13 protein-coding genes are annotated in these 12,332 nt (G+C 57.8%); 8 read left to right on the top strand and 5 right to left on the bottom strand.

Translation table 11 applies throughout. From position 1 onward, the window contains the following. Nucleotides 1–8: 8 nt before the first annotated feature. Both QN224_RS13885 and QN224_RS13890 read left to right on the top strand, forming a co-directional pair. Nucleotides 9–734, top strand: a complete 726-nt coding sequence (locus QN224_RS13885; protein WP_283977166.1) for an SDR family oxidoreductase — start codon at nt 9–11, stop codon at nt 732–734. Nucleotides 735–746: 12 nt separating this feature from the next. Beyond that, nucleotides 747–980 carry a 4-oxalocrotonate tautomerase family protein gene (locus tag QN224_RS13890; protein WP_283977167.1) on the top strand — a complete coding sequence of 78 codons (234 nt, stop codon included), beginning with the start codon at nt 747–749 and terminating at the stop codon, nt 978–980. Between the two features lie 160 nt (nt 981–1,140). On the opposite strand, the gene QN224_RS13895 is transcribed toward QN224_RS13890, so the two are convergent. After that, complete coding sequence (locus QN224_RS13895; protein ID WP_283977168.1) at nt 1,141–3,300, bottom strand: molybdopterin-dependent oxidoreductase; 2,160 nt, start codon at nt 3,298–3,300, stop codon at nt 1,141–1,143. A 237-nt stretch (nt 3,301–3,537) separates the two neighbouring features. Here QN224_RS13895 and moaA point away from each other — a divergent pair, with 237 nt between their 5' ends. From moaA to QN224_RS13910, 3 genes are read left to right on the top strand one after another with little or no spacing between them, the layout of a single operon-like run. Further along, the gene (gene moaA / locus QN224_RS13900; protein ID WP_283977484.1) at nt 3,538–4,506 is read left to right on the top strand and encodes a GTP 3',8-cyclase MoaA; all 969 of its coding nucleotides are present in this window, start codon (nt 3,538–3,540) and stop codon (nt 4,504–4,506) included. A gap of 19 nt (nt 4,507–4,525) precedes the next feature. Then, nucleotides 4,526–4,831, top strand: coding sequence for a ferredoxin family protein (locus QN224_RS13905; protein ID WP_283977169.1), 306 nt, complete (start codon nt 4,526–4,528; stop codon nt 4,829–4,831). Between the two features lie 21 nt (nt 4,832–4,852). After that, on the top strand, nt 4,853–6,136 hold the full coding sequence (locus tag QN224_RS13910) for an FAD-dependent oxidoreductase (RefSeq protein ID WP_283977170.1): 1,284 nt from the start codon (nt 4,853–4,855) through the stop codon (nt 6,134–6,136). Between the two features lie 59 nt (nt 6,137–6,195). Here the strand turns inward: QN224_RS13910 and QN224_RS13915 are convergent, their stop codons facing one another. The 3 genes from QN224_RS13915 to QN224_RS13925 form a co-directional block, all read right to left on the bottom strand. Further along, nucleotides 6,196–6,564, bottom strand: a complete 369-nt coding sequence (locus tag QN224_RS13915) for a nuclear transport factor 2 family protein (protein ID WP_283977171.1) — start codon at nt 6,562–6,564, stop codon at nt 6,196–6,198. 85 nt (nt 6,565–6,649) lie between these two features. Then, the gene (locus tag QN224_RS13920) at nt 6,650–8,158 is read right to left on the bottom strand and encodes a PLP-dependent aminotransferase family protein (protein WP_283977172.1); all 1,509 of its coding nucleotides are present in this window, start codon (nt 8,156–8,158) and stop codon (nt 6,650–6,652) included. A 137-nt stretch (nt 8,159–8,295) separates the two neighbouring features. Continuing rightward, entirely contained in the window at nt 8,296–8,946 is a 651-nt protein-coding gene (locus tag QN224_RS13925) for an HD domain-containing protein (RefSeq protein ID WP_283977173.1), read from the bottom strand. Nucleotides 8,947–9,370: 424 nt separating this feature from the next. Here QN224_RS13925 and QN224_RS13930 point away from each other — a divergent pair, with 424 nt between their 5' ends. The 3 genes from QN224_RS13930 to QN224_RS13940 all read left to right on the top strand — a co-directional run bounded on the left by QN224_RS13930 (nt 9,371) and on the right by QN224_RS13940 (nt 10,778). Then, nucleotides 9,371–9,796, top strand: a complete 426-nt coding sequence (locus tag QN224_RS13930; RefSeq protein ID WP_283977174.1) for a hypothetical protein — start codon at nt 9,371–9,373, stop codon at nt 9,794–9,796. Then, nucleotides 9,762–10,166 (top strand): DUF302 domain-containing protein, encoded by a 405-nt coding sequence (locus QN224_RS13935; protein WP_283977175.1) that lies wholly within the window; start codon nt 9,762–9,764, stop codon nt 10,164–10,166. The genes QN224_RS13930 and QN224_RS13935 overlap by 35 nt, the downstream gene beginning before the upstream one ends. A 93-nt stretch (nt 10,167–10,259) precedes the next feature. Further along, nucleotides 10,260–10,778: a DNA starvation/stationary phase protection protein gene (locus QN224_RS13940; protein WP_283977176.1), complete on the top strand. Its 519-nt coding sequence runs from the start codon at nt 10,260–10,262 to the stop codon at nt 10,776–10,778. Nucleotides 10,779–11,546: 768 nt separating this feature from the next. On the opposite strand, the gene QN224_RS33885 is transcribed toward QN224_RS13940, so the two are convergent. Beyond that, nucleotides 11,547–12,224 carry an AraC family transcriptional regulator gene (locus tag QN224_RS33885; RefSeq protein WP_283977177.1) on the bottom strand — a complete coding sequence of 226 codons (678 nt, stop codon included), beginning with the start codon at nt 12,222–12,224 and terminating at the stop codon, nt 11,547–11,549. Between the last annotated feature and the right edge of the window lie 108 nt (nt 12,225–12,332).

Below are 12,332 nucleotides of genomic sequence, written 5' to 3' on the forward strand. Positions count from 1 at the left end.
GAGAAAACATGAGCACCGAAGCAAAAGTCGCCGTCGTCACGGGCGCATCCCAGGGGATCGGAGCCGGCATCGTCGCCGGATACCGCAAGCGGGGATGGAATGTCGTCGCCAACTCGAGAAACATTTCGCCGGATATCTACGGTGCGGATAGCGGCGTAGTCGCCGTCGCCGGCGACGTTGCCGATCCGCAGACAGCAACGCGTCTTGTCGAAACGGCAATCGATCGGTTCGGTCGGGTTGACACGCTGGTCAACAACGCCGGCATTTTCATCGCCAAGCCATTCACCGACTACACCGCCGAAGACTTCACACGGAAGATCGCGGTCAACGTCGCGGGCTTCTTCTTCATCACACAAGCGTTTATCGCCCAGCTCAAGAAGCTGAACGCGAAGGGTCACGTCGTCAGCATCACGACGACGATCGTCGATCAGCCGATCAACGGGGTGCCGGCTGTTCTCGCCTCCCTGACGAAAGGCGGCATCGATTCCGCGACCCGGGGCCTCGCGATCGAATACGCGTCCGCCGGCATCCGCGTGAACGCCGTCTCCCCTGGCATCATCAAGACGCCACTCCACGCGCCGGAGACCCACGAGATGCTGGCTGGGCTGCATCCGGTCGGTCGGATGGGCGAAATCGAGGAAATCGTTCAGGCAGTCCTTTACCTCGAGGATGCCTCGTTCGTAACCGGCGAGACCCTTCATGTCGACGGCGGTCAACATGCCGGGCACTGGTGAGGGGGAACGTCGATGCCGTACATCAACGTCAAATTCACCAAGGGCAGCGCGACCCCTGAGCAAAAGGCAAAAATCATCGAAGGAATGACCAACGTCCTGCGAGATGTCATCGACAAAGCGCCGGCTGCCACCTGGGTGGTTATCGACGAGGTCGAATTCGAGGATTGGGGCGTCGGCGGGCTTCCGGTTCTTGATTACTGGGAAAAGACGGGCGTTAGTGCGTCGGCTAGCCAGAACAGGAACTGAGTGACCAGGTTGCGCCGATCTAAGCGTTGGAAAGTGAAACGGGGCCGATGGCCCCGCTATCCATTCTGAAACCGTCAGGAACCGAACGTGCATTTGCGGAATTGCCCGCCGATCATCTGATTTGGGGGTTTATCCGCCAATGCCTCGATTCGATCATCGATCATTCGGCCGCGACCAAGTCTTCGCGGGCAGCATAGGGCAAAACCTCTACGAGGTTGTCCGAAAACGTCGGGCAATGTCCCATGCCTCCGAACCGGGCTGCTGCAACGCTGTTGACCGTACCTTCCGGGTTCGCGGATCGCCAATAACCGACGGTCGCGACGACCACTCCCGCAGGCACATCATCCGTGACGTTCGCCACTCCAAGGAACGCCCCGGTGGCGTTGTATACCTTGACTTGCTGGCCATTCGAAATGCCGCGAGATGCCGCATCACCGGGATTGATCAGCACGAACTGATCGCCTTGCATCCTTTGCTTTTTCGCCTCGTTTGCATAGTTGGTGTTTAAGAATGCGTGGCTTTTCGGCGCGACGATGTTGAGGGGATATTTCTGCGCGAGTTCGGGTGTTGAGGCTGGGCTTTCATAAGGAGGGGCATAGCCAGGGAGGCGCTCGATGGGTTCGTTTCCCTGCATAGCTTCATAAAGCTGGCGGAATGGCGGGGCGACAAAGTTCGTAACGTCCTCCAGCAGGATTTCACATTTGCCGGACGGGGTCTTGAAATTCCCTTCAGCGTGCGGGGTGCGGCTCTCAGCCGGGCCAAGATTGAGTTTTGCAAAACCCTCTTCTCGAAGCCGGCGAACGGAAATGCCGGCAACTTCGGGAGCTGACCAATCGATCGCATTTTCGACAAGTTCCAGATCGCTTCGCAAGAATTCGGGCTCGGTGTATCCCATGACAGCAGCCAATCGCCGGAATATCTCCGCGTTTGAGCACGCCTCTCCCGGCGGTTCGATGGCCTTCTGGTTGAGGGTTAGGTAGTAGTGGCCCCAGGAAAACATGAGGTCGTCATGCTCGGCTGCCATCGTCGCGGGAAGGATGATGTCTGCGTAGGCAGCGGTATCGCTGATAAAGTGATCGGCTACCACCGTAAAAAGGTCCTCGCGTTTCAGCCCCTCAACGATCCTGTCGACATCCATCGCCTGGGTAACTGGATTTGTGTTGTAGACCATTATCGATTTTAGAGGCGGCGTAAGACCGATTTCGCCGGTAAGCGCCTCGCCCAACTTGAGGATATTTACGACGCGCGTACCTTCTGGAATCCAGTCCGGTCGGCAGATTGCGGGAAAATTCACCGGGAATTCCCATAGGGGTGCTTGATAAATCCCGCCTGCAACTTCCCGCCATGCACCGGTCAGTGCGGGGATCGCAATGATCGCCCTGATGGCCTGCGCACCTCCCGCCGTCCTTTCCAGGGCAACCCCGATGCGGATCGACGCGTTACGGGCGCTCGCGTATTCGCGGGCAAGTTTTTCGATATCCTGCGCAGGCACCCCGGTGATTGCCTCTGCCCACTCCGACGTGCAACTCTCGGCATGCGCGCGAAGCTCAGGGTAGCCGAGGACGTAGTTGTCGACATAGTCCTGATCGACCAAACCGGAATTGATAATGGTATGGATCATCGCCATCGCGAGCGCTCCATCCGTTCCCGGTTTCGGCGCGATATGCCAGTCCGCCTGTTTTGCGGTCCGCGATTTATAGGGGTCAATAACGACCAGCTTAGCGCCGTTCTGCCTGGCCTTAGTAACGAAAGGCCAGTGATGCAAATTTGTGCTGAGGGTGTTGCAGCCCCAGATGATGATGTATCCGGACTGGGCGAAGCTCTCGGGATCAAGTCCATTGGTAGGACCGACTGTGAGGAACCACGCGGTGAGCGAGCCCGACGCGCAGTAGGTGCGCTCACAGACCGTCGCGCCCATACGATTGAAAAACGCGTCTCCGACATTCAGTCCCTGCACCAGACCCTCGTTGCCGAGGTAGCTTACGGGCATGATCGCCTCGGGACCGTAGTCATTGATGATCCCCTCCCAGTGTTCCCTGATTTCACTGAGGGCATCATCCCAACTGATCCGCTCAAATGAACCCGAGCCCTTACGGCCGATCCGTTTTAGCGGATACAGTACGCGATCGGGATTGTAATGGTGTTCCGCGAAGTCATTCAGTTTAACGCAAAGCCCGCCGCGGGTTATGGGATGGGCTGGATTGCCGCGAACATTTGTGAGCTTATCCCCGTCGACCGTGTACAGCATGGCGCACGTATCCGGGCAGTCGTGCGGGCAACCGCCGAACAAGACTCTCTTTTCCCCGTCCTGCAAAGTCATGGCGCTTCCTTTCTCGCGTGAGCTTGGAAGGAAGTGCCCAGGAGCCTGCAAAGTCGAGTACCGGTCAATGTCTATTTGCTGGTACCGGACTGGACCGGTTCCATCGTTTTTTCGCCAAGCGGCACTTCATCGCTTTCGCATCTATGAAAAGGTTGCCTGACTGTAGCTCAAAGTTGATCGGGTTCCGCCACCATGCAGCCTTTGAATAAGGACATTGCCGCAGCTCGTGACAAGGTAATGATCGATCGGTTCGGACGACGGATAGACTATCTCCGGCTTTCGGTTACCGACAGGTGCGACCTTCGATGCAGCTATTGCATTCCCAAGGGCTTTCGCGGTTTTTCCGAGCCGCCGACCTGGCTGACCTTCGACGAAATCACGCGTTTGGTCACGGTGATGCAACGAAGGGGGCTGAGGCATCTTCGTCTTACTGGCGGAGAACCCCTTACCCGAAAAGACCTTCCTGCTCTCGTCAAAAAGCTCAGTGCACTGGGTCTCGACGACATTTCGATGAGCACCAACGGCACGCGACTTGCCGCCTATGCACGGGAGCTCCGCCTGGCCGGCCTTACACGGCTGAATGTAAGCCTCGATTCTCTCAACGGGGACAGGGCAGCGGATATCACTGGTCGGAACGTGCTCGAAGAAGTGCTGAGGGGCCTTGCGGCGGCCAAAGCCGCTGGCTTCGAGTTAATCAAGATAAACATGGTTGTCCTGGCCGACACCGACATGGCGGCGATAGAAGAAATGGTCGACTTCTGCGTCGACCACGGGTTCGTTCTTCGTCTCATCGAGGCTATGCCCATGGGCACAACCGGACGTTCGGCGGGAAAAGTCGACCTCAGCGTGGTTAGAGACACGTTGAAGCGCTCAAGGCAGCTGAGTGAAACTCGCTCCCCGACGGGTGCTGGTCCGGCCCGATATCTGACCTCTGCCGACGGCTCGACCACGGTCGGGTTCATTACACCTATATCCAATCATTTCTGCTCGACCTGCAATCGCGTGAGGTTGGCGGTGGACGGTACCATGTACCTTTGCCTCGGCCAAAACGACAAAGTCGATTTTCGCCCTCACCTTCGAGCCGGTTGCTCCGACGCAGAGCTCGAAAAAGCCCTTGACCTGGCCATGGAGCTGAAACCGGAGAGACACGAATTCAACACAAGACCGACGGCCCTCGATCGCATAATGGCGGCGACCGGAGGATAATTCAAAAGGGGGTTTGAGCATGCCGCATGTCGTCACGGAAAACTGCGACGCCTGTCGTTTTACTGACTGCGTTACCGTCTGCCCCGTCTCCTGCTTTCACGGCGATGACACAAGAATCTATATCGACCCGGACGCGTGCGTCGATTGCGGCGCGTGTGTGCCCGCATGTCCGGTGTCCGCCATCTCGGAAGCAGGCGAGTTGACCGAAGATCAGCAAATCTGGGTGTCTATCAACGCCGAGAGAGCTGAAGTTACACCTTTGATCGTCGGAAAGCAGTTGCCACTGGCAACCGCCGTAGAGCGCAGAGTCCAGTTGGGATTTTGACCAATAGCGAAAGGCATCACGATGAAAGTCGCAGTCGTCGGAAGTGGCCCCAGCGGGTTCTACGCTGTTGAGGCTTTGCTGTCTGCCGGTCAGGACATTGAAGTCGACCTCTACGAGCGGCTTCCCGTTCCCTTTGGTCTCGTGCGTCATGGTGTTGCGCCAGATCACCCACGACTCAAATCGGTTTCTGATGTGTTTGAGAAGATCGCGCAGACGCCAAAATTGACGTTTTTTGGGAATATCCAGCTTGGCCGGGACATTCACGTCAACGAGCTGGCCGAGCACTACGACGCGGTCTTAATCGCGATCGGAGCTTCTGCCGACCGCAAGCTCGGTATTCGCGGCGAGGAACTAAAAGGCGTCCACTCAGCGAGCGAGTTCGTCGGATGGTACAACGGTCACCCCGACTACCGTGATATTTCGTTCGATTTCAGCCACAACCGCGCAGTCGTGGTCGGCCTCGGAAACGTGGCCCTCGATGTCTGCCGCATCTTGCTGAAATCCGTCGGCGAGTTGCGTTGCACAGACATCGCTGAGCATGCGCTCGACGCGCTGGCGGAAAGCAAGATCAAGGAGGTCGTTCTCGTCGGGCGAGGCGGACCTGCGGACGCGAAGTTCTCGCCGAAGGAGTTACGCGAGATCACGGAGTTGCCCGGCATCGTCACCCATGTGAATTTGCGTGATTTCGATGATGTAGAATCGGTTGTTCCGGGATCGGTTTCCGCAAAGAACATCGAAATCCTGCGTAGAATTCCCCATTCAAACGGGGCCGCCGAGAAGACCTGTAGCTTTAGGTTTCATTCGACACCGGAGGGATTTGATGGACGACAACGCCTCACGGGGATGACGTTTGCCAGCAGGGACAACTGCAAACCTATTAAGATCGAAGCTGGCCTGGTCATACGAAGCGTTGGGTATCGAGGTGAGGTCGTAGACGGCTTGCCTTTCGACGACGCTACTGGAACCATACCCAACGAACAGGGGCGCGTCATCGGCATCTCAGCACCTTTGTATGTAGCGGGCTGGATCAAACGAGGGCCTACCGGAATCATCGGCACCAACAGGGCATGTAGCCTGGCTACGGTTGAGCGGCTCCTCAACGACATGAAAACCATGCCGCGACGTAACAGTCGCGGTTCGGCTGGGGTTGCAGAAATCCTCGAGAGGCGTTCGGCTCGTCCTTCGAGCTACGCCGATTGGAACACATTGGATCACTTGGAGCAGATGGCTGGCCGCAAGCTCGGGAAGCCGCGGCAGAAATTTACTCGCATCCATGAAATGCTAGCTGCGATCGACAGGCCCTAGCTCCGCCAGCCACGACCCTCCCTGGAAATTAGGCCTGCCTGTGGGCAGGCCTTTAGGCACTATGCATGTAGATGGAAGACCTTGTTCATGATCTTCCATTGGCCGCCCACCTTCATCAGCGTAAAAAAGTCGCTGAAGCGAAGACCCGTCCAATTGTCCGACTCTACTCTTGCAACTGCGATCGTCTCGGCGATATCCACGGAGACGACCTTCGAGACTATCTCCGCAGCAGGGCCGTTTTTGTCATTCCAGTCATAGAGGGACTGTATCGGACCCGCCCAGAAGTCGGCCCCAACATAGCCGAAGATTGTCGCGTCGTCGTGAAAGGCCGGACGCATGAGCTCCCCCCTTCCGGTTCGAGCGCCCTCAAGGTAATGCCCGATCGTTGAAATAATCGCGTCGTAGTCGCCGATGTTCAGTGCAGTCACGATTCTCTCCTCTAGGTACGAAGCCGTCCGCACAAGCTCATGCCATGCGGACACGTCCAGAAGGCTAGACCTCTATGCAGGAGACTTAGAGTGCCGGCACCGCAGATTGTGATGGTGCCGGCGCAAGAAGCCGAGCGGCCAGTAATTCTACGGCAGCCGTAATCTTTGGCGGTTTTATTGCCGCATACCCGAGGAGGAGATATCGCTGCCAGTCAGGCAACGTTTCCGCCCCGGCGATTGTCTCATCGTCAAGGGTGTGGACAGCGACTCCGCCGGAAAGCCCTGCCCGCCTTATTGCTTCTGCGTTGCCCAACGCATGCGGAACGCGCCACACAACGTGGGTTCCTGATGAAATGCCTGCCAAGTCCAGCACGCCGAAGTGACGCGCAAGCTCAGAGATTAAGGTGTCTCGACGCTCCAAATACGCTTTCCTCACCATCCTCAGGTGTTTATCGAAGGCACCCGACGCGATGAACTCGGCCAAGATAGACTGCTCGATCCATGCCGCCCCGTGACAGGGAAAGCCGTGGTTGAACAACGTTGCTGCTTTCCCAACGGCATCGATCAGTCTCGTTGGGACGACCATATACCCGACACGGAGGCCGGAACCCAAGGATGTAGCGAAAGAGCCAGCATGAATGACCGCCTCAGATTGATCTAAGGCGTGGAGCGCGGGAGCCGGCGATCCATCGTAGGAGAAATCGCTATCGTAGTCCGCTTCGATGATTAACGACGATGTTTCTTCCGCCCACGTTAGAAGCTCCGTACGCCGGTGTTCCTTCAACGAAGCGCCAAGCGGAAACTGTCGGGCAGGCGTAGTAAACACGACTGCGTTACGCACATCCGGCATGGAACGCACGAGTAGTCCATCTCGATCGATTGGTACCGAGAATGTCTTCGCGCCGTACCCCCTGAACAGGCTCCCCGTGGCCGCACAGCCAGGTGCTTCTATAACGACAGGCGTTTGCTCGCTTACGAAGACGTGTCCAATGATGCTGAGCGCCTGCTGAATGCCGGTAACGACGATCACCTGCTCGGGCGAAATCCTCATCGCTCGGGATGCGGCGAGAAAGTCACAGATCACCGAGCGCAGCGGCCCATAACCCAACGGGCTTGCGTCAGCCGTTAGACTGAACCGCGAGGCACGCATATGACGGTTCATCAGGCGACGCCAGGCCGCAGCGGGGAAAAGGTCCGGATCAGAGCTTTCCAGCTCAAAATCATAGCAAATCTCCGGTCGATTAGTGAGCGTTGTGTTGAGAATAGACCTGCCGGCTGCGTCTCGTACTGCTGAGGGGAGAGGTCTTTCAAAGTTGGAAACGTCTGGCACCTTCAGCGCAAGATCAGGCCCCTTCCCCACAACGAAGGTTCCGATATTCTCTAAGGTTTTCAGGTATCCTTCAACTTCAAGGCTGTCATACGCTATGAGAACTGTGTTTCGGGATATTCGCAATTGGTCGCTGAGCGCTCGAGTACCCGGAAGTTTGGAGCCTGGTTTCAGTCGATCGAGTGTTATAAATTCGCGAAGTTGATTTATTAGCTGCGTCTGCAGTGACGTAGAACACCCTCGCTCCAGCACGATTGGCAATTGCATCGTTTTCTCCACCAACGTTTGCGACGTCGAGGCAAATGAGCCCTGCAGCTCGATCGATGCAATTCGCATGCCAAGCGCTTACGCGCGCAGGTTCGAGCCCGAACAGATCACCTGGCCGGGCCAGCTTATCGAACCGATCAACTTTCCCATTTCGAATTGAGGATCGTATCGACGAAATTCCAACGCTCGAACGTCGGGTCCATCGCTTCGAGGACGTCAGCCTTCACGTTTCCGGCGGTGGTATGCGGCTTGCGGATCGTGCCGTAGCAGAACGCGGAGAGAATGCCGTGTTTGAACTTCAGCCCGCGCGGATGGCAGGCGCACACCTCCTGCCGCTGCTCGCCGGTAAAATCGTCGTAGGCGATGCCAAGGACGTCCATCTCGACGCCTGCCGTGACTAAGGCGACGACGGGCCGTTTGTGTTGAGGGATGCCGGGGGTGGTATGCAACGCAATGGAGTCCCATACATCGTCGATGTCCCGCTCGGATACGTCGTAGGAATGCAGGAAGTTCTTCGCGGCGTTCGCGCCGTCCACCTCGAAACGCTCGCTTTCGCTGGCATAGGAGTCGATCAGTCCCATGTCATGGAACATCGCGCCGATATAGAGCAGTTCCGGATCGTACTTCAGTCCTCGTCGTTCGCCGGTCAACGCTCCGAACAGGAACACGCGCCTTGAGTGATGATAAAGCAGGTCAGTCTCCGTATCGCGCACGAGAGCTGTCGCGTCGCGCGCCATTTGGCTGTCCGGAATGCGGATTCCGGCGATTGTCTCAAGTTTGTCGAGCATCAGTAGGTCCTTCCTCGATCCGTCGGTCGTTGGCGTAAGGTCTCCCGGAAGACGTGGGCTGCACCGGTGATTACTGGGATGGTCGATTTTCCCGCCGGTCGCCGCGGCTTGTCCGGGAGGGATTCCGCCGCCAGCTTCATCTACGCCGTTGAAGCCGCGGGGGATTGCACACCGCAGTCATCCGTTGATTGCCACGTAAATCGCTACCCGGACATGGCAGGACAGCCCGTTCAAAGAGAGCGACGGCCGTTCAATAGCGAGTTTGGAACGGAAGGTAGTGTGGGACACGCGACGGGATGCTCGGGAAGTTCCGAGCTTCTTGGGTTGCCTTGTCTCCACATTGCCCGTCGGCCCGTAAGGACTTCCAATGCATCGTTCGACCGCATCAGCGTCAGCTATCCACTTTCCATGTTTCTACGAGGTGATGGAGACAGCCGTTCGCGAATTACTGGCGAACAAAGTCGTCAGCGTCCCAGTCGCAGCCAAGGCTGAGATTGCGCTGATAGCTGCACCGGAAGCGGTCGCTGATGGTAGGAGCAACACGATTCTCACTCTGACGCCGTGGGAAACGCGATGCCGAGCTTTAATAGGTCTCCTCGACCGGTATCGGATCGTGACGACCGAAGAGCTAACCGAGCGCGTCGCCACGGCGAGGTTTGGAAAGCTTGGCCCTTACGAGCGCTGCATATCTGGCGTCTCAGACGTTCTGCTGGCTAAAGGCATTCTCCAACCGAGTGACCTGGCGCTAAGCATGGCAGACGTGGAAATGCGCGCCGTTGGCATACCTGCAGGCTCTGACAGGACGGAGGATGCCAATGCTGCCGGCCAGGCCTGCAAACTCGAAGATTAGCCACCTTTCGTTCGAGCAAACCCTGGCACGGCTCCGTCAGGCGATCGGAAGGCGTCATCTCAAGGTTTTCGCCATGATCGACTTCGCGGCCGATGCCTGGGGTGCCGATATGGAACTGCGGCCGACCACCATGATCATGTTCGGGAACCCGGCGATAGGCACTCGCCTCTTGCAGGATGACCAAACCACCGCACTCGATCTGCCCCTGAAAATGCTCGTCTATCAGACCAGCCGCGGCGAGGTTCGGATTACGTACATCGATCCTGTCGTCATAGCCGAACGACACGGCCTGGGTGTCGAAGCTCGCCGTGCCGCCGCTCTGATGCGTCATCTGCTGACCGACGTCGCCGCGGAGGCGGCGACTAAATAGCGTTCAACGTTTCGCTGCTTTCTCCAAGAAAGTCCCTCGCGATCGCGCGAGTTTGCAATGTAGCTACTAACCACAATTGGAAAGACAAACAAAATGGATCGCCTCGACCTGGAAACCCGCCGCACGTCGCCGCTTCGCACCCCCACCCATCTGCTCTCGAATGCAACGATCGACCTGTCCGCCGCGCTCAACGCTCTCCTGGCGGACGTTTTCGCCATCTACCTCAAGACGAAGAACTTCCACTGGCATTTGTTCGGCCCCAACTTCCGCGATCTCCACCTGATGCTGGATGACCAGGCTGGGCAGCTTATCGGGATGACCGACGTCATTGCAGAGCGCGTCCGCAAACTCGGCGGCATCACCGTTCACTCGATCGGTGAAATCAGTCGCCTCCAGCGCGTGACGGATAATGACGCCCATTTCGTCACGCCCGATGACATGCTTGCCGAACTCCGCGAGGACAATGGCGAGTTGGCACAGCGCATGAAGCAACTCCACACCTTGTGCGACGAGCATGGCGACCTCGCGACGGCGAGCCTTCTGGAAAACTGGCTCGACGAGACGGAGGGTCGAATCTGGTTCCTGTTCGAAAGCGGTCGTAGCGGCGTGTGATCCACCACGCCTTCCGAAGCGCCTGTTTTCCGCGAGCGACTGTTCACGCAAGATGAACAATGTGCTCAAGGCAACGCTGCTTGTGCCCGCGACGGACCACAGCCAAATCGTAGGCAACATGGAGCCTATGATGAAACTCGATTGCCGACAGCCTTCCACCCTCGAATACGATCAGCACGTGAGACGCCAAGTCGAATTGAGAAAACGACCCGCGCACCACATCGGGGCGTCACTGGGACTGTTCCTATGTGCCCTCGCCGCGATGTTTTGCATGGTTTAGCCGCGAGGGTGTCGGTGAAGTGCGGTGGCTCTCTTTACCCGAGGAACATCGAGGGTCGCAGTGACAAAGGGAAAGAACCATGCAGGAAGTAGCTGTGCACACGTTGCGGGATGGCAGATCGATCCCGGCGCTCGGTTTCGGTGTTTGGCAAATCGAGCCCGACGCGACCGAACGCGCCGTAGCGGCCGCGATTTCCTCCGGATATCATTCGATACCGTCGAGGCTTATTTCAATGAGGAAGGGGTCGGGAACGCCCTCAGGCGGTCCGGGCTCAGGCGGGAGGAGTACTTCCTGACGACCAAGGTGTGGAACACGAACCATGGCTACTCGACGACGTTGTCGGCATTCGATGCAAGCATGCGACGCCTTGGCTTCGAGCAGCTCGCTATGCGCAGAATTCGCTCATTGGACGATCCAGCGGGCCGTCTTGGCCCCGGCCCCGACACGGCGGAGTTTTGACAACGGGGCAAGCTGTGCTGTGATCGATGTTAAAGCCCGCGTCGTGCCTGACGCCAAGCGGCGGGCGTTACGCCTGTTGCAGCCGCGAAAGATCGGGTGAAATGACTCTGATCTGCAAAGCCGCATTCGAAAGCGACTTCCGTGAGCGACAGCTTCGTCGTGAAGAGGCGATTCTTGGAGAGCTCGATACGCTGTGAACGAGCCCACTTCATCGGATGCATGCCGCTTGTCCGCTCGAACGCTTTTGCAAACCGGGCGGGCGGGAGGCCGCATTCCGCCGCGATGGCTTCAATGGTAAAGCCGTTCGCCGGCATCATCGAAAGCAGTTCCTTCGCCCTTCTCGTGCGCGTCGGACTGAGCCGTTCCGCATTCACGCGGGCCACCGTCTGCTTCCCGGCGTATCTCGTAAGCACATGCCAGGAGACTGCCATTGCAAGATGGCCGAGGTAGATCGCCTCCGCTGGGACCTGCCCGTTCAGCATTGGAAGGAACAGCAACGCCAGTCCATGGAGTTCCGCATCGTCCCTGCCTGTCGATACGTCGAGATCAAATTCGCCGCTATCGCCTTCTACCTCCAGCAATTCGCGGAGACGGGGACGTGACAGGTAGAAATGAACCCCCTCAGGCGCTGTCGGGAGATATTCGCGTTCGCAGTCGCGGAGATCAAGTACGGCGATGCTGGCCTCTCTGACCGGCTCCTGCTTCACGAGACGGCACCCGTCCCAAAGTTGATACGCGGGTTTGGAGACCAGATGGCTGGTTATTAGATATGCATCCTCGCTCTGCTCCAGGTGTCGCGTTGGACCCTTTACGTC

It is taken from the genome of Sinorhizobium sp. 7-81 (assembly GCF_030124405.1).
GTDB lineage: Bacteria > Pseudomonadota > Alphaproteobacteria > Rhizobiales > Rhizobiaceae > Sinorhizobium > Sinorhizobium psoraleae.